The 17,172-nt window shown below is 66.4% G+C and carries 18 protein-coding genes; 10 read left to right on the top strand and 8 right to left on the bottom strand.

Features of this window, described 5'->3' with window-relative positions; all coding sequences use genetic code 11:
• Positions 1 to 40: 40 nt before the first annotated feature.
• Positions 41 to 496, bottom strand: a complete 456-nt coding sequence (locus ACTTAG_RS14000; protein WP_444462844.1) for a methyltransferase family protein — start codon at positions 494 to 496, stop codon at positions 41 to 43.
• Between the two features lie 98 nt (positions 497 to 594).
• On the opposite strand from ACTTAG_RS14000, the gene kynU reads away from it, so the two are divergent.
• The 3 genes from kynU (at position 595) to ACTTAG_RS14015 (ending at position 3,367) form a co-directional block, all read left to right on the top strand.
• The gene (gene kynU / locus ACTTAG_RS14005) at positions 595 to 1,791 is read left to right on the top strand and encodes a kynureninase (RefSeq protein WP_444462845.1); all 1,197 of its coding nucleotides are present in this window, start codon (positions 595 to 597) and stop codon (positions 1,789 to 1,791) included.
• Positions 1,792 to 1,862: 71 nt separating this feature from the next.
• Complete coding sequence (gene moaA, locus ACTTAG_RS14010; protein WP_444462846.1) at positions 1,863 to 2,864, top strand: GTP 3',8-cyclase MoaA; 1,002 nt, start codon at positions 1,863 to 1,865, stop codon at positions 2,862 to 2,864.
• A gap of 95 nt (positions 2,865 to 2,959) precedes the next feature.
• Positions 2,960 to 3,367: a universal stress protein gene (locus tag ACTTAG_RS14015; protein WP_444462847.1), complete on the top strand. Its 408-nt coding sequence runs from the start codon at positions 2,960 to 2,962 to the stop codon at positions 3,365 to 3,367.
• A 186-nt stretch (positions 3,368 to 3,553) separates the two neighbouring features.
• Here the strand turns inward: ACTTAG_RS14015 and ACTTAG_RS14020 are convergent, their stop codons facing one another.
• Positions 3,554 to 4,720, bottom strand: coding sequence for a M20 aminoacylase family protein (locus tag ACTTAG_RS14020; protein WP_444462848.1), 1,167 nt, complete (start codon positions 4,718 to 4,720; stop codon positions 3,554 to 3,556).
• A gap of 61 nt (positions 4,721 to 4,781) precedes the next feature.
• A complete protein-coding gene (locus ACTTAG_RS14025; RefSeq protein ID WP_444462849.1) occupies positions 4,782 to 6,122 on the bottom strand; it encodes an NAD(P)/FAD-dependent oxidoreductase in 1,341 nt (446 codons plus the stop codon).
• A gap of 201 nt (positions 6,123 to 6,323) precedes the next feature.
• Between ACTTAG_RS14025 and ACTTAG_RS14030 the strand changes: the two genes are divergently transcribed.
• From ACTTAG_RS14030 to ACTTAG_RS14050, 5 genes are all read left to right on the top strand, one after another.
• A complete protein-coding gene (locus ACTTAG_RS14030; RefSeq protein ID WP_444462850.1) occupies positions 6,324 to 7,349 on the top strand; it encodes an ABC transporter ATP-binding protein in 1,026 nt (341 codons plus the stop codon).
• On the top strand, positions 7,342 to 8,340 hold the full coding sequence (locus tag ACTTAG_RS14035) for an ABC transporter ATP-binding protein (protein ID WP_444462851.1): 999 nt from the start codon (positions 7,342 to 7,344) through the stop codon (positions 8,338 to 8,340). Before ACTTAG_RS14030 ends, ACTTAG_RS14035 begins: the two co-directional genes overlap by 8 nt.
• 69 nt (positions 8,341 to 8,409) lie before the next feature.
• Positions 8,410 to 10,113 (top strand): peptide ABC transporter substrate-binding protein, encoded by a 1,704-nt coding sequence (locus ACTTAG_RS14040; RefSeq protein ID WP_444462852.1) that lies wholly within the window; start codon positions 8,410 to 8,412, stop codon positions 10,111 to 10,113.
• A 108-nt stretch (positions 10,114 to 10,221) separates the two neighbouring features.
• Positions 10,222 to 11,229 carry an ABC transporter permease gene (locus tag ACTTAG_RS14045; RefSeq protein ID WP_444462853.1) on the top strand — a complete coding sequence of 336 codons (1,008 nt, stop codon included), beginning with the start codon at positions 10,222 to 10,224 and terminating at the stop codon, positions 11,227 to 11,229.
• Entirely contained in the window at positions 11,222 to 12,127 is a 906-nt protein-coding gene (locus ACTTAG_RS14050; protein WP_444462854.1) for an ABC transporter permease, read from the top strand. Before ACTTAG_RS14045 ends, ACTTAG_RS14050 begins: the two co-directional genes overlap by 8 nt.
• Here the strand turns inward: ACTTAG_RS14050 and ACTTAG_RS14055 are convergent, their stop codons facing one another.
• The 4 genes from ACTTAG_RS14055 to ACTTAG_RS14070 are packed head-to-tail and all read right to left on the bottom strand — an operon-like array spanning position 12,128 to position 15,098.
• Positions 12,128 to 13,690: a cryptochrome/photolyase family protein gene (locus ACTTAG_RS14055; RefSeq protein WP_444462855.1), complete on the bottom strand. Its 1,563-nt coding sequence runs from the start codon at positions 13,688 to 13,690 to the stop codon at positions 12,128 to 12,130.
• Positions 13,687 to 13,827, bottom strand: a complete 141-nt coding sequence (locus ACTTAG_RS14060; protein WP_444462856.1) for a DUF2256 domain-containing protein — start codon at positions 13,825 to 13,827, stop codon at positions 13,687 to 13,689. Before ACTTAG_RS14060 ends, ACTTAG_RS14055 begins: the two co-directional genes overlap by 4 nt.
• Positions 13,828 to 14,379 carry a glutathione peroxidase gene (locus ACTTAG_RS14065; RefSeq protein ID WP_444462857.1) on the bottom strand — a complete coding sequence of 184 codons (552 nt, stop codon included), beginning with the start codon at positions 14,377 to 14,379 and terminating at the stop codon, positions 13,828 to 13,830.
• A complete protein-coding gene (locus tag ACTTAG_RS14070; protein WP_444462858.1) occupies positions 14,376 to 15,098 on the bottom strand; it encodes a hypothetical protein in 723 nt (240 codons plus the stop codon). Before ACTTAG_RS14070 ends, ACTTAG_RS14065 begins: the two co-directional genes overlap by 4 nt.
• 165 nt (positions 15,099 to 15,263) lie before the next feature.
• Here ACTTAG_RS14070 and ACTTAG_RS14075 point away from each other — a divergent pair, with 165 nt between their 5' ends.
• Complete coding sequence (locus ACTTAG_RS14075) at positions 15,264 to 15,809, top strand: sigma-70 family RNA polymerase sigma factor (RefSeq protein WP_444462859.1); 546 nt, start codon at positions 15,264 to 15,266, stop codon at positions 15,807 to 15,809.
• Positions 15,806 to 16,480, top strand: a complete 675-nt coding sequence (locus tag ACTTAG_RS14080) for an anti-sigma factor (protein ID WP_444462860.1) — start codon at positions 15,806 to 15,808, stop codon at positions 16,478 to 16,480. Before ACTTAG_RS14075 ends, ACTTAG_RS14080 begins: the two co-directional genes overlap by 4 nt.
• Here the strand turns inward: ACTTAG_RS14080 and ACTTAG_RS14085 are convergent.
• The gene (locus ACTTAG_RS14085) at positions 16,477 to 17,061 is read right to left on the bottom strand and encodes a hypothetical protein (protein WP_444462861.1); all 585 of its coding nucleotides are present in this window, start codon (positions 17,059 to 17,061) and stop codon (positions 16,477 to 16,479) included. The genes ACTTAG_RS14080 and ACTTAG_RS14085 overlap by 4 nt on opposite strands.
• Positions 17,062 to 17,172 lie beyond the last annotated feature (111 nt).

The following is a 17,172-nucleotide window of genomic DNA, read 5'->3' on the forward strand; positions in this document are numbered from 1 at the left end:
TGCCCGGCTGCGACGATTTTTCTGCAATGCAGCAAATCGGTCACAGCCAGCGGCGGACCCGGGCGCGATAGGCCTGATACTCGGGCCCGAAAAGGGTGGCGATGGCGACCTCTTCGCCGCGGATGTAGCGCCTCGTGATCAGCGCCATGAAGGCGGGCACCAGGGGCGCCGCCAGCGCGGCATCCCAGACCAGCACCAGCCCGGCCAGGATCAGCGCATCGGCAAGATAGATCGGATTGCGTGACAGCGCGAAGACACCGCCCGTCACCAGCCGCCCCGGCGTGCGACGCGGAATGACGGTGGTGCGCATCAGCACCATTTGCGCGGCCGCCACCATCGTCAGCACGAAACCGCACAGAACCAGCGCATAGCCGACCGGATGGGAGAAGGGAATCGGCAGCGGCAGCGCCCAGCCCACGGCCCAGACGGCGGCGGCAAACAGCGCCAGCCAGAGCGGCGGCAGGTCGATCTCTCTCAGCGCGTCTTTCACGGTCATGGCACTCCCCCTGCCCCAAGGTGACGTGGGTTCCTGCGGCGCGCAACCCCCTTGCGGCCGCCGCTTCCGCGCGCCACCCTGCCCGAAAGGAGATCCCGATGACCACCGATTTCACCGCCACCAAGGCGCTCTTCGATCTGCCCGCGGGCGTGATCTATCTGGACGGCAATTCGCTGGGGCCGCTGCCGCGCGCCGTCGCCCCGCGGGTCGAGGCCGCGATCCGCGCCGAATGGGGCGCGATGCTGATCACCGCCTGGAACAAGGCGGGCTGGATGGACCTGCCCGAGCGGCTGGGCAACCGGATCGGGCGGCTGATCGGGGCGGAGCCGGGCACGGTGACGCTGGGCGACACGCTTTCGATCAAGGTGTTTCAGGCGCTGGATGCGGCCTTGCAACTGCGCCCCGACCGCCGGGTGATCCTGTCCGATACCGGCAATTTCCCGACCGATCTTTACATGGCGCAGGGGCTGACCGGGCTTCTGGGTCAGGGGTATCAGCTGCGCACCGTCGCGCCGGATCAGGTCGCCGCCGCGATCGACGAAACGGTGGCGGTGACGATGCTGACCGAGGTCGATTACCGCACCGGCCGCAAGCACGACATGGCGGCGCTGACCGCAACGGCCCATGCCGCGGGGGCGCTGGCGTTTTGGGATCTGGCCCATACAGCGGGCGCGGTGCCGGTCGATCTGGCGGGCGCGGGCGCCGATTTCGCGGCGGGCTGCACCTATAAATACCTGAACTCCGGCCCCGGCGGCCCGGCCTTCATCTATGTCGCGCCGCGCCACGCGGGCCAGGTGCAACCCGTGCTCTCGGGCTGGCTTGGCCATGACGCGCCCTTTGCGTTCGAACCCGGCTATCGCCCGGCCCCTGGCACCGCACGGATGCGCGTCGGCACGCCGCCGGTGCTGCAACTCGCGGCGCTCGACGCCGCGCTCGATGTCTGGGACGGCGTCAGCATGGCCGAGATCCGCGCCCGCTCGCTTGAACTGACCAGCCGCTTCATCGCCGCGGTCGAGGCCGCCTGCCCCGATCTGACCCTTGTCACCCCGCGCGACCCGCAAGACCGCGGCAGCCAGGTCAGCTTCGCCCATCCCGACGGTTACGCGATCATGCAAGCGCTGATCGCGCGCGGCGTGATCGGCGATTTCCGCGCCCCCGACATCCTGCGCTTCGGCGTGACCCCCCTTTACATCGGCGAGGCCGAGATCGACCGCGCCGCCGACATCCTGACCGAGGTGATGGCGACCCGCGCTTGGGACCGGCCCGAATTCCACGCCCGGGCCAAGGTGACCTGAGGTCGCCAAACCGCGACAGGCCGCCGCAGCCGGTGCTTGCCCGGCGGCGGCATATCGCCTAATTTCAAGGCATGGAACAGCTGACCGACCCTTTCGCGCGGACCATCACCTACCTGCGGGTCTCGGTGACGGATCGCTGCGATTTCCGCTGCAGCTATTGCATGGACGAGGGCACCCGTTTCCTGCCCCGCCGCGATCTGCTCTCGCTCGAGGAACTGGACCGGCTGTGCAGCACCTTCATCGGGCTGGGGGTGCGCAAGCTGCGCCTCACCGGCGGCGAGCCGCTGCTGCGCCGCAATGTGATGAGCCTGTTCCGGGCGCTGTCGCGGCATCTGGACACGGGGGCGTTGGACGAACTGACGCTGACCACGAATGGTTCGACGCTGGCCGCCCATGCCGCCGATCTGGCGGCCTGCGGGGTGAAGCGGGTGAATGTCTCGCTCGACAGCCTGCACCCGGATCGCTTCGCCGCGATCACCCGGCGCGGCGATCTGGCCGCCGTGCTGGCGGGCATCGCCGCGGCCAAAGCGGCCGGGCTGCGGGTGAAGATCAACACTGTGGCCTTGCGCGGGGTGAATGCGGACGAACTGCTCGATCTGGCCGCCTGGGCCGGGGCCGAGGGCCATGATCTGAGCTTCATCGAGGTGATGCCGGTGGGCGACATGCCGATGCAGGATCGAGCAGCCACCTTCCTCTCGCTGGCCGAGGTGCGGGCCCGGCTCTCTGCGCATCTGACCCTGACCGACCTGCCCGAGACGACGGGCGGTCCCGCCCGCTATGTCCGCGTGACCGAAACCGGGCAAAGGATCGGCTTCATCACGCCGCTCAGCCACGGGTTTTGCGAGGCCTGCAACCGGGTGCGGATCAGCGCCACGGGCACGCTTTACCCCTGTCTCGGCCACGAAGGCGGCACCGATCTGCGCGCCCCCCTGCGCGGCTCGGAGGGGGACGCGGCGGTGCTGGCCGCGATCCGTGCCGCGATCGGGCGCAAACCGCGCGGCCATGATTTCGGCTATGGCGCGCAAGGCGCCACCGGGCAGGTCGGGCGCGGCATGAACCACACCGGGGGATAGGCCGACCGTCAGGCAGCGTGACCTGCATCAAGGCGCCCGCCTGTTTATCGGGCAGAATGAAACCATCCGAAACGACGCCCTCAAAGGAGTCCGCCATGTATGCCAATATCATCGTGCCCGTTGCCTTCGACGAGGAACACAACCCCGACACCGCACTGAACGTGGCGCGGACGCTGGCCGCTCCGGAGGCGCGGGTGACCATCGTCCATGTGATGGCCGATGTGCCCGGCTATGCGATTTCCTACATGCCCGAGGGCTATGACGCCGAATTGCGCCAGACGCTGCAAAACCAGCTCGACGCGCTGGCGAACGACTTCGAGAATGGCGCGGGCGTGCTGCGCCAGGGTCATGCGGCGAACGAGATCCTCGATCTGGTCGACGAGATCGGCGCCGATTGCATCGTGATCGCCGGGCACCGGCCGGGCTTTGGCGATTACCTGATGGGCTCGACCGCGGCGCGGGTGGTGCGCCACGCGCCCTGTTCGGTCATGGTGCTGCGGTAAGGCAAGGGGGGCTCTGCCCCCCACGGCCTTGCGGCCTCCCCCCGGGATATTTTCGCCAAGGTGAAATGGAAAAGGGCGCTCCGCGCGGGGGCGCCCTTCTGGCTCTCTGCCTTTCACCTTGGTGCAAATATCCCGGGGGGTGAATTGGCCGAAGGCCAAGAGGGGGGCAGCGCCCCCCTGCCCCGGTCAGGCCGCGGGCATCCGGCTTTCGATCATGCCCGCATACCAGCTTGATCCGAAGGGAATCGCACTGTCGTCGAAATCATAGGCCGGGTGGTGCACCATCGCGCTGTCGCCATTGCCCAGGAAGATATAGGCCCCCGGCCGCGCGTTCAGCATGTAGGAGAAATCCTCGCCCCCCATCATCGGCGCGACCTCCGTATCGACATGGCCCGAGACCGCCTGCGCCACCGCGACGGCATAATCGGTGTTTTCGGGCGTGTTCATCGTCACCGGATAGCCGCGGATGTAGCTGATCTCGACCGTCGCCCCATGCGCCGCGGCGATCCCCTCGGCCACCGCCTTCACCCGCGCCTCGGCCAGATCGCGCACCGCGGGGTCAAGCGAACGCACCGTGCCCTTGAGCGTGACCGTCTGCGGGATCACGTTATAGGCCTCGCTTTCCGTGCGGAAAGTGCAGATCGAGACCACGACCTGTTTCAGCGGGTCGATGTTGCGCGCGGCGATCTGCTGCATCGCAACAACGATATGCGCAGCCACCAGCGTCGTGTCGATGCAGTCATGCGGTTTCGCCGCGTGCCCGCCCTTGCCGGTCACCACGATGTCGAACTGATCGGTCGCGGCCATCATCGGGCCCGGACGGATCGCAAAGCTGCCGACCGGGAAGCCCGGCATGTTGTGCATGCCGTAGACTTCCTGAATCCCCCAGCGTTCCATCATCCCGTCGTCGACCATCGCCTTGCCACCGCCGCCGCCCTCTTCCGCCGGCTGGAAGATGACGACCGCCGTGCCGTCGAAATTCCGCGTCTCGGCCAGGTATTTGGCCGCGCCCAGAAGCATCGCCGTATGGCCGTCATGGCCGCAGGCATGCATCTTGCCAGGCACTTTCGAGGCATGCGCCGCCCCGGTCTGTTCCACGATCGGCAGCGCATCCATGTCGGCGCGCAGCCCCACCACCCGGCCCGAAGTATCGCTGCGGCCGCGGATCACGCCGACGACGCCGGTCTGGCCGATGCCCTCGACCACCTCGTCGCAGCCAAACTCGCGCAGAAGCCCCGCGACCTTGGCGGCGGTGCGGTGGACCTCGTACAGCAGTTCCGGGTTTTCGTGGAAGTCGCGCCGCCAGGCGGTGATCTCGGGCAGCAGTTCGGCGAAGCGGTTCTTGACGGGCATGGTCTTGCCTTTGCTTGGAAAACTCAAGGAAGCGTCGCAGGGTTTGGCCGCGGCGACAAGGTCAGAAGGTGGGGCCGAGGTCGATTTTTGATCCATCGGTAAAACGTCCCCAGCGGAAGCGGCTCAGGTCATGGCCGGGGGCTTGCCCGGTCATCAGGCTGGCCATCACCCGGCCGACGCCCGGCCCGATCCCGAAGCCGTGCCCCGAAAGCCCGGTGGCGACCCAAAGGCCCGGTAGCGGCGCGGCATCCAGAACGGGCACGGTGTCGGGCATCACGTCGATCATCCCGGCCCAGTCGCGCACCAGTTTCGGTTCGCCCAAGGACGGGAAGGCCCGGCCGAAGGCGCGCTGGACGTTGTGCAGGAAGACCCGGTTCGGCGCGGGGTCCAGAATCCGGCAGCGCTCGAAGGGGCTTTCGCGATCTTCGGACCACATCCGCGCCGTCGCCCAGCCATCGGGCCAGCCCGGTTCGGGCGCGCGTGGATGGATCGCGGTCTTCGACAGGTCACGCCGCATCTGCGGCAGGTATTTCCCGAAATGCCGCAGCGCATCGGGCCCCATGTAGAAATCGTGCGAGGTCCCGGGCGCCACCGTATAGCTGCCATCGCGCCGCCGCCGCCAGGCAAAGACGTCATCGACGCCAGACACTTGCGTGATCTCGGGCAGGGGCACGGTCTGCGCCACGGTCGAGCGGACCAGCAGCTGCGGCAGGCTCAACCCGTGTCGGCGCAGGAAGAGCGAGGACCAGGCCCCCGCCGCCACCAGCACCTGATCGCAGCGGATGCGGCCGTTTTCGGTGACGACCCCCGCCACCTTGCCCGCGGCGATATCCAGCGCGCGCACCGCGCAATGTTCGATCACCGTCACACCGGCCCGCCGCGCGCGCTCGGCCAGCATCGGCACCGCCACGAAGGGCTCGGCCCGCGCATCGGACGGCGTGATGAGGCCGGTCACCCAGTTCGTCGCATGGGGAATCGCTGCGGCCAGCTGCGCCCGGCCAAGCAGGTGGCTTTCCAGCCCATGCGCCCGCGCCAAATCGACCCAGGCGGCAAAACCCTCGGCCGCGGCGGGCTTGTCGGAGAGATAGGCGACACCGCAGCGGCGGAAACCAAGCTCCGGCCCAAGCTCGGCCGCGAGCCCCTCCCACAGCCGCATCGCCTCCTGCATGATCGGCAATTCCGCCGGATCGCGGCCCTGTTGCCGGATCCAGCCCCAGTTTCGCGAAGATTGCTCGGCCGCGACCCGGCCCTTTTCCAAAACCACCACCCGACGCCCGGCCTGCGCAAGATAATGAGCAGCCATCACCCCGGCGATGCCCGCGCCCACCACCACCACATCCACCGCCTCGGGCAGGGCCGCGGAAAAACGGACCGGGTCTTTGAGCGAGATCACAAACGGCATCGGCGGCTCCTTCGGCTGTGGATGGTGCAGGCTTGACCGGCGCCGCCCCAAGGTCAAGCCCGCTGCGCGCAGGGCTGCCGCCGCGTTAGCGCTTGCACTGGGCGCGAAAATCTCTAACAATCGGTCAAATATCTTCACCTATCCGTGAAGAAACGCAGAACAACGCCGGAAAACGGCGCAAGTCAAAGACTGGGGGACGCAATGCGCGATGGGGCGCAGCCCGTGCTCGAGGTGACGAACCTCAAGACGATCTTTCGCACCCGTGGCGGCGAGGTGCATGCGGTCAATTCTGTCTCGTTCGATCTGAAACCCGGCGAATTGCTGGGGGTGGTGGGCGAGTCGGGGTCCGGCAAATCCGTCACCATGATGTCGCTGATCGGGCTTTTGCCCAGCCCCCCCGCCGAGGTGCGCGAGGGCCGGGTGATGTTCGACGGGCTTGATCTGCTCAAATGCACCCCCGCCCAGCTGCGCGCCGTGCGCGGCCCGGGCGTCGGCTTCATCTTTCAGGACCCGATGACCTCGCTCAACCCGGTCTTCACCGTGGGCTATCAGCTGCGCGAGCCGCTGATGAAGCATATGGGGATGACGAAAGCGCAGGCGCAGGTGCGGGCGCAGGAACTGCTTGAGCTTGTGGGCATTCCCGATGCCGGGCGGCGGCTGAAGGATTTCCCGCATCAGTTCTCGGGCGGGATGCGGCAGCGGGTGATGATCGCGATTGCGCTCGCTTGTGATCCGAAAGTCTTGATCGCCGATGAGCCGACGACCGCGCTCGATGTGACGATTCAGGCGCAAATCCTTGAACTGGTGAAGGATCTTCGCCAGAAACTGGGCATGGCGATTGTCTGGATCACCCATGATCTGGGCGTGATCGCGGGCATCGCCGACCGGATCATGGTCATGTATGGCGGCCAGATCGTCGAACATGGCACGGTGAAGGAAGTCTTCGCCAAGCCCCGCCACCCCTATACGCGGGCGCTGTTGCAAACGGTGCCCTCGGTGCGCGGCGAGCGGGCCGAGAAACTGAACGTGATCGAGGGCCAGCCGCCGATCCTGCGCGCCGCCCCAACCGCCTGCCCGTTCCGCGACCGCTGCACCCTGCGCTTTTCTGCTTGCGACGCCGCCAATCCGGCGCGGTACGCGGTGGGCCCGGGCCATGATGCGGCCTGTTTTTGGGATTTCGACACCAACGCCCCGCGCAAGGAAGTGACGGAGACAGCCGATGTTTGACGGCGGCAAGCGGCCTCTGGTCGAGGTCGAAGGGCTGAAGATGTATTTTCCGATCACGGCGGGGCTTTTCCGGTCGAAGGTCGGCGATGTGAAGGCGGTCGATGACGTGACCTTCACCATCTTTGAGGGCGAGACGCTGGGTCTGGTGGGGGAATCGGGCTGCGGCAAATCGACCTGCGGGCGGGCGATCTTGCGGCTTTACGAACCCACCGCGGGCTCGGTGCTGATCGACGGCGAGGATGTTCTGGCCGCCCCGCCGGGCGAGTTGCGCGCGCTGCGCCCGAAGATGCAGATGGTGTTTCAGGACCCGCAGGCGTCCTTGAACCCGCGCATGACGGTGGCGGGGATCATCGGCGAACCGCTGGATGAACACACGACGCTGAGCCGGGCGCAGAAACTGGCCCGGATCTATGACCTGATGGACAAGGTCGGGCTGAACCGCGATTTCGCCAACCGCTATCCGCATGAATTTTCCGGCGGCCAGCGTCAGCGCATCGGCATTGCCCGGGCGCTTGCGCTGAACCCGCGCTTCATCGTCTGCGACGAGCCGATTGCGGCGCTGGACGTGTCGATTCAGGCGCAGGTGGTGAACCTGCTCGAAGAGCTGCAGGACAGCCTTGGGCTGACCTATCTCTTCATCAGCCACGATCTGTCGATGGTGCGCCATATCGCCGACCGGGTGGCGGTGATGTATCTGGGCCGGATCGTCGAGCTGGCCTCGCGCGATGCGCTTTATGAAGCGCCGCTGCATCCCTATACGCAGGCGCTGCTTTCGGCCGTGCCGGAACCCGATCCGAATGCCGAAACCACCCGGCAACGGATCATCCTGAAGGGGGACGTGCCCTCGCCCGCCAATCCGCCCGAGGGCTGCAATTTCTGCACCCGCTGCCCGAAGGTGATGGATCTGTGCCACAAGGTGGAACCGGCGTTCCGCGAAGTGGCGCCGGGGCATTTCACCGCCTGCCATCTGCACAATCAGACCGCCGGGTAAACGGCGGCGCGACACGCGGGCGAGAGCCCGAGCAAACGTGATCCCTGCATTCAACCAAGGAGAGGACGCATGAAACTCAAGACCGCATTGATGGGGGCCGCTGCCCTGCTGGCCTTTGCGCCCGCCGCCTTCGCCGAACGCGGCGCGGACGGTGAACTGAAGATCATCCAGTCGCAGGCCGCCTCGACGATGAACCAGTATCTGTCCTCGGGCACCAAGGACATCAACGCCTCCTCGATGGTCTCGGAGCCGCTGGCCTCCTACAAGCCCGATGGCACGCTGCTGCCGCGTCTGGCCGCCGAAATCCCGACGCTGGAAAACGGCGGCGTTTCGGCCGATGGCAAGACCATCACCTGGAAGCTGCTCTCGGGCGTGAAATGGTCGGACGGCACCGATTTCACCGCCGAGGACGTGGTCTTCACCGGCCAGTATTGCATGGACCCGGCGGGTGGCTGCGCGCAGCTGTCGAAATTCGAAGGCATCGAGAAGATCGAAGCCGTCGATCCGCTGACCGTGAAGATCACCTTCCTGGAACCGAAGACGAACCCCTATTCCGCCTTCGTCGGCGCGCTGGCCCCGATCCTGCAAAAGGCGCAATTCGAAAAATGCCTTGGCGCCAATGCCTCGAGCTGCACCGACGCGAACTTCAAGCCGATCGGCACCGGCCCCTATATGGTCACCGATTTCAAGACCAATGACGTGGCGGTGTTCGAGGCGAACCCCTATTACCGCGACCCGGCCAAGCCCGCCTTCGCCCGGGCCACGCTCAAGGGTGGCAACGATGCGATGTCGACGGCGCGCGCCGTGATGGAGACCGGCGAATACGATTACGGCTGGAACACCCAGATCGAGCCCGAAGTGCAGGCGCAGATGATCGCCGCGGGCAAGGGCAAGTTCATGACCGCTTACGGCGGGCTGGTCGAACGGCTGGAACTGAACATGACCGACCCCTCCTCGGAGCTGCCCGAGGGCGAGCGCTCGACCACCAAGCATCCGCATCCGATCCTCTCGGACATCCGCGTGCGTCAGGCGCTGTCGATGGCGATCGACCGGTCGCTGCTGGTCGAGATCGGCTATGGCGAGGCCGCGCGGCCGACCTGCAACCTGGTTCCGGCGCCCGAGATGTTCGCTTCGGACAACACCGGCTGCCTGACGCAGGACGTCGAAGGGGCGAAGAAGCTGCTGGATGAGGCGGGCTGGACCGATACCGACGGCGACGGCATCCGCGACAAGGACGGCAAGAAGCTGAGCCTTGTCTATCAGACCTCGGTCAACCCGATCCGCCAGAACTTCCAGGCGATGATCAAGCAATGGTGGAACGATGTCGGCATCGAGGTCGAGCTGAAACAGATCGACCCCTCGGTCTTCTTCGGCGGCGATGCGGGCTCGCCCGACACGTTCCAGAAGTTCTACGCCGATGTGCAGATGTTCGCCAACGAATGGGACGGCACCGATCCGCAAGCCTATCTGGCGCAGCTGACCTGTGAAAAGGCGCCCAAGCCCGAAGACCAGTGGCAGGGCGAGAACATCCCGCGCTTCTGCAACCCGGATTATGACGCGCTGATCAAGGAAATGCTGACGACGGCCGATGCCGGGGCGCGCGCGGACATGATCAAGAAGCTGAACGACATGGTGACCAAGGATGCGATGGTGACGGTGCCGCTGGCGAACCGGGCCCGCTTCTCGGCGGTGTCGAACACGCTCGCGGGCGTCGAGATGAACGCCTGGGACAGCGAATACTGGAACGTGGCCGACTGGTCGCGGGTGAAGTGATCGCAGGATAAGAGACCGTGAGGTCGGACCGGCAGGGCCGGTCCGCCGGGCCTGCGGCCCGGCGCCCCCCCGCCACCCCGCAGGAAAGAGAGACGAGCCGAGGCGCCGATGTTCCAGTATACGATGCGACGATTGCTGATTGCGATCCCGACGCTTCTGATCATTTCTCTGGTGATCTTCCTTTTGCTGGAGGCCGCCCCCGGCGACCCCTTGGGTGAGGTTCCCCTGACCGTGCCGCCCGAAGTGAAGGCGAAGATGCGCACCGCGCTCGGCCTCGATGCCTCGTGGTATGTGCGCTATTTCCTCTGGCTCAAGCAGATGTTCTGGATCGAGCCGATGCATCTGATCGACAATCTGTTCGGCACGCATCTGGCCGATGACATGCAGCGCGTGATCTCGTTCCAGTCGCGCCAGCCGGTGATGGACATCATCGCCGAGCGCATGCCGCAAACGCTGATCGTCGTCGGCTCGGCCTATGTGATCGGCGTGCTGATCGCGGTTCCGATCGGCATCCTGTCCGCCTATCGGCAATATTCCTGGTTCGACAACCTTGGCACCTTCGTCTCGATGATCGGCTTTTCGGTGCCGACCTTCTTCACCGGCGTCGTGCTGATCGTGATCTTCGCGGTCAATCTGCAATGGTTCCCGATGGTCTATGACACCACCTTGCAGGTCACCGACTGGGAAAGTTTCACCAAGCAGATCAAGCAGATGGTGATGCCGGTCACGGTGCTGTCGCTCTTTAACGCGGCGCAGATCTCGCGCTTCATGCGGTCTTCCATGCTCGACAACCTCGGGCAGGATTACGTCCGCACCGCCCGCGCCAAGGGCCTGACAGAGCGCGTCGTGGTGCTGATCCATGTGCTGCGCAACTCGCTCATCCCCGTTGTCACCGTGATCGCGCTCGGCGTGCCCTCGATCTTCGGCGGCGCGATCATCACCGAACAGGTGTTCAAGGTGAACGGGCTCGGCCAGCAGCTGATCCTGGCCATTCACGCCAACGACCTGCCGATGGTGATGACGCTGACCTTCATCTTTGCCGTGCTGATCGTGCTTTTCAACCTGATTGCCGATCTGCTTTACGGCATCCTCGACCCGCGGATCCGCTATGACTGACACCACCGTGAAAATCCGTCCGCCCCGCAATCAGTGGTGGGATGTCTGGGACCAGTTCAAGACCCACAAGGGCGCGCTGGTCGGCCTGACGATCTTCGTGGCCATCATGGCGCTGATCCTGATCGGGCCGCTGCTGTGGAAGATCGACCCGACCTATGTCGATTTCCGCGCCCGCAACAAGGGCTTCTCGCTCGCCCATCCGCTGGGCACCGACCAGCTCGGCCGGGATCTTCTGGCCCGGATGATGGCGGGGGGCAAGGTCTCGATCTCGGTCGGGCTCACCGCCATGTCGCTCTCGATCTTCCTTGGCGCCGCCATCGGCGTGCTGGCGGGCTATTTCAAGCGGCTTGACGGCCATCTGATGCGGCTGACCGACCTTTTCCTGGCCCTGCCGCTGCTGCCCCTGCTGCTTTTGATGGTGACGCTCTTCCGCGAGCCGCTGTCGAAGGGTTTCGGCCCCGAGGGCGGGATCTTCCTGCTGATCGTGACGGCGATCGGGGCGACGTCCTGGATGCAGACCGCCCGGATCGTGCGCGGCGAGGTGCTGGCGCTGAAGGAACGCGAATTCGTGCTGGCGGCGCGCTCGATCGGCACGCCCGCACATCGGCTGGTGCTGCGCCACATCCTGCCCAACGTGATGTCGCCCATCATGGTCTCGGCGACGCTCGGCATCGCCTCGGCGATCATCACGGAATCGGCGCTGTCGTTCCTGGGCCTTGGCTTCCCGCCCGATTTCCCGACCTGGGGGCGGCTGCTGTTCGATGCCGTCGATCAGATCCAGCTTTACCCCTGGCGGGTGATCCTGCCCGGCATCGCGATTTCGCTGACGGTGCTGAGCGTGAACTACATCGGCGACGGTCTGCGCGACGCGCTCGATCCGCGCATTCGCGGCCGGTGATCACCACGGCATCGAGATCTGCGCCGGGGGCTCTGCCTCCGGCGTTTTCATTTTCGCAAGAAACGCCGCGGCCTCGGCGATGATCGCCGCCCGCTCCCCTTCCCCCATCGCGGCCAAAGCCTTGTAGGGCAAAGCCATCCGGGGGTTCTTTCCGAACCGGTCCTGATGGGTGATCAGGAAATTCCAGTAGAGAGTATTCATCGGACAGGCGGTCCGACCGGTCCGCGCCTTGGCGTCATAGCCGCAACCGCGGCAGTAATCCGACATCCGCCCGATATAGGCCGCCGCCGCCGCATAGGGTTTCGAGCCGAGCCGCCCGCCATCGGCATGGGCCACCATGCCATGCACATTCGGGAGTTCGACCCATTCAAAGGCATCGGCATAGACGGCCAGATACCAAGCCTCGATTTCGGCGGGCGCAATCCCCGCCAGAAGCGCGAAATTCCCCGTCACCATCAGCCGCTGGATGTGATGGGCATAGGCATTCTCGCGCGTGCCCCGGACCACCTCGGCGATGCAACGCATCCGCGTGTCGCCGGTCCAGTAGAAGGCCGGCAGGGGCCGCACCGCGTTCAGCGCATTCGTGGCCGCATAGCCGGGCATTTCGGTCCAATAGATCCCGCGGACGAATTCGCGCCAACCGATCACCTGCCGGATAAAGCCTTCGACCGCGTTCAGGGGCGCCCGGCCCGCGTGATATTCCGCCTCGGCCGCCGCCGCGACCTCAAGCGCGGTCAGCAGGCCAATGTTCAAGGCCGGCGCGATCAGGGAGTGATAGAGGAAATCCTCCCCCGCCTGCATCGCATCCTGCCAATCGCCAAAGGACGGCAAACCGACGCGCAGGAAATCATCGAGTGCCTGCAACGCCTCGGCCCGGGTCACCGGCCAGCCGAAACGATCCAGCGTGCCGAAGTGATCGGCAAACCGGGTCTCGACCAAGGTCATCACTTCGGCCGTCACCGCATCCGGGGGGAACCGCCGCCGTTTTGGCGCCCGATGCCCGCGCGGCAGGGCCTTGCGGTTTTCGGCATCGTAATTCCACTTGCCGCCCAAGGGCTTGGCGCCCTCCATCAAAAGCCCGGTGCGACGGCGCATCTCGCGGTAGAAATATTCCATCCGCCCGGTCTTGCCTGCCGCACTCAGCCGGGCGAATTCCGCGGGCGGACACAGGAAACGGTCGTCCTCGCGGATCTCGACCGGCAGGCCGAGCGCCGCCGCCCAGCCCCGCATCAGCTGCCACACCCGCCATTCGCCCGGATGCGTCACCACCACCGCTTCGGGGCGGTGCCGGGCGACGGCGCGGGCGAGTTCGGCGCTGAAATCCTGCCGGTTTTCGGGATCGTCCAGCCGGACGTAATCAACCGCAATCCCCTCGGCCCGCAACTCGTCGGCAAAATGGCGCATCGCCGACAGGATCAGCACCAGTTTCTGTTTGTGGTGCCGCACATAACGCGCCTCGGCCGCGACCTCGACCATCAGCACCACATCGCGCGTGGGCTCGAACCCGTCCAAGGACGAGATCCCCCGCGTCAGCTGATCGCCGAGGATGAAAACCAGCCTCATCGCGCGCGGCGGCAGCGGTCCGAGCAGAACCGGACGTTTTCCCAATCCCGCGCCCATTTCCGGCGCCAGCTGAACGGGCGACCGCATCCGGCGCAGATCTTTTGCGCCAGATCGCCCTTGCGGACCCTCTTCGCCACTCACGCCCCCGGCAGAAGCGGTTCAAACGCGGCCCGGATCGCGCTGCTTTCGGGCTTCGTCATCGAGCCCCAGGTGGCCACCACCCGGCCCTCGCCATCCAGAAGCACCTTGTTGAAATTCCAGCGCGGCACGAAGCCCTGCGTCTCCTTCAGCCATTTGAAGAACGGATGCGCGCCCTCGCCCAGAACCGGGGTGATATCGGTCATCGGCACCGTCAACCCATAGGTCATGGTGCAGAATTCCGAAACCTCCTTGCCGCTGTCCAACTCCTGTTTGAAATCATCGGACGGCACGGCCAGCACGATCAGCCCCTTCGGCCCCCAGACCTTGTGCAGCGCCTGCACCCCCTCCAGCTGCGGGGTGAAGCCGCACAGCGACGCGGTGTTGACCACCAGCACCGGATGACCACGATAGGCCGCCGTGTCGATCACCCCCCCCTCGATCGAGGGGAAGGTGAAGGTCGGCGCCTCGGCCTCGGCGGCGCGGGCGGCGGGGGCGGCAAAGGCACCAAACCCGGTCAGCACCGCGGCAGCCATCAGCTTGAGATTCATTGCAGTTTCCTCCTGCGCAAAAGAAGCGTCGCGGCGACAAGCAAAAGCCCGAGGGCCGCGAGAAAGAGCACCGGCCAGTCCCCCGCCCGGGCATTCGACACGATCACGCCAAAGAGCGCCCAGCCCGCGCCGAAGGCATAGCTTGGCACATCGGGGCGGAACCAGACCACGCAAGCCGCGGTCAGGGTGACGCCCGTCAGCGACAGATAGGCCGCCTCGGCGCCGGTCAAGACCCCCTGCCCGCCCAGGGTGATGGCGATGGCGACACCGCAAGCCGCCGTGACCCAGCCCGCATAAAGCCCGACCGGCCCCGCCGCCCAAAGCCCCGCCCCGCCTTTGCCGGTGGGGGCACGCAGAAAGGCCGCAATCGCGGTGGCCGCCATGAAGATCAGCATCACCGTGGCCAGCACCGGCTGCAGGTTCGCCACGGTGATCCAGAAACTGCCCACCGCCAGCGACAAGATCAGCGCCAGCCGCATCTCTGCCCAATCCGGATCGCGGCCCGCGCGGATCAGCCCATAGACCGCGCCCAGGATCAGCCAAAGATAAATCGCCCCCCAGATCGAGAAGGCCCAGCCCACCGGCTGCACCGGCCAGCGATCGGCGACGACCGGGAATTGCGACGGCGTGAAGCCGCGAAAGCCCTCGCTCAGGAACGGCGATCCGGCAAAGGTCAGCGTCGTGATCAGCACCAGAGGCGCCAGGAACCTGCGATCCATCCTCATCCTCCCTTTGCGGCCATCCTGCGGCCCGGCACCGCCAAACGCAACCGGAACGGTTGTCATCGCGGCGGGGCTCGTGGCATTCTCCTCTCGACAAGACGCGGCCGGCAGGCAAAAGGTTGCGTGCGAAACGACGCAAGCAGCGAAAGGCAACCGGATCAGATGGCGGATGCAGGACAGGAGCTGGGCGATCTGCTGGCCCGCGTGGCGCTGCGCGACCGCGCCGCTTTCGAGCAGCTTTATTCGGTGCAGGGCGCGAAACTTTTCGGCCTTTGCCTGCGTCTCCTCAAGGACCGCCGAGAAGCGGAGGATGCCTTGCAGGATGTCTTCGTGAAGATCTGGATGAATGCCGACCGTTATGTGCCCGAGGTGGCCAGCCCCGTCGCCTGGCTGAATTCGGTCACCCGCAACCTGTGCATCGACCGGCTGCGGCGTCGCAAGGGTGGCGAGGTCGGCGTGGAGGTGCTGGACGACCTGCCCGCCGAGACTCCCGGCCCCGAGGCGGCGGCGATCCGCGCCTCGGAGGGGCGGCGGATCGACGACTGCATGACCCGGCTGGATGGCGCCCGCGCCGAAGCCGTGCGCCGCGCCTATGTCGAGGGCGAAAGCTATCTGGAACTTGCGGAACGCTTTGCCGTGCCGCTCAACACGATGCGGTCCTGGCTGCGCCGGTCGCTGCTGTCGCTGCGGGAGTGTCTGGAAGGATGAGCGGGCTCACGCAACAGGATATCGCGCTGGCGGGGGAATATGTGCTGGGCACCCTGCCCGGGCCCGAGCGGCTGGCGGTGACGCGCCGGATCGCCACCGATGCCGATTTCGCCCGCGAGGTGGTGCGCTGGGAAAGCCGCTTCGATCCGCTGGCCGACGAGGTGACACCGGTCACCCCGCCCGCGCGGCTGTGGCGGGGCGTCGAGACCCGCGTTTTCGGGGCGCCCGAACCGGTGGGGGCGGGGCTTTGGCGCTGGCTGGTGGGGGCCTCGGGGCTGTCGGTCGCGCTTCTGGCGGCGCTTTTGATGCTGGGCCAGCCGATCCTGCCCGCGCGCGGACCGCTTCTGGTTTCGGACATGGTTTCGGCCGATGGCACGGTGCGGCTGGCGGCGCTTTATGACAGCGAAACCGGCGAGATGCGGGTCTCGATGGGGGGCGACGCCCCCGCGCCGGGACGCGATTTCGAGCTTTGGGTGATCGCGGGCGAAGCCGCACCGGTGTCGCTGGGCGTGATGCCGCGGCGCGGTCAGGCGGCGATGCCGATCCCCGAGGCGCTGCGGCCGATGCTGACGGCGGCAACGCTGGCCATCACCGAGGAACCTTTGGGCGGCGCGCCCGAAGGGGTTGCGACCGGCCCGCTTGTCGCCAAGGCGGCGCTGCGGCGGATCTAATCGGCGACCGGGCCGAAGCCGCCGGTCGCGGCGCTGCGGGGGGCGCCATCCTTGCGCAACCGCGTCACCGCATCGTCGATCTGCGCCGTGCAGCCGGGGCAGAGGACATATTCCACCGCCCTCGGGTGATATTCGCCCAGATCCTCGGCGAAATTCCAGCCGCGCCGGGGCAGATGCACCGCGCCGCAGAACGAACATTTCTGCGCCGCGGCTGACGCGTCGGAGTGCCAGCGCGGCAGCCTTGCCCCGAAGGCGCGGGCGTCGCGCAGGTCATGCACCAGCAGCACGCGGCCGTCCTTCATCGGCTGGATCGTCAGTTGAAAGCGGCGCGACAGCGTCGGGCTGTCGCAGCGGTAATCGAGCCGCAGCGGCTGGCCCAGATCGCGCACCGCCGCGATCATCCGCGCCAGCGCCCTGCGCGTCGTCTCGCCCGCCACATGCTGAAACAGCGGCGTCGAGAGCACGCGATTGGAACAGGCCCCCGCGCCGCCGTTCGACAGCGCGAAGTCGTCCCAATCCCCGCCGACCCAGAGAATCCGGCTTTCCGGGTCGAGCACGTAGTAAACTTGCTGGAATTTCAAGGCCTTCGTCCGACTGCGAGTCCCGCCCGACCGCGGGAACCTGTCCGACTGTGTCATGGTCAACTTGTCGCAGGCAAGAGAATTGCGCAGACGCAGCGATTTTCCGCCACG

Source organism: Rhodobacter capsulatus (genome assembly GCF_052363185.1).
GTDB lineage: Bacteria > Pseudomonadota > Alphaproteobacteria > Rhodobacterales > Rhodobacteraceae > Rhodobacter > Rhodobacter capsulatus_E.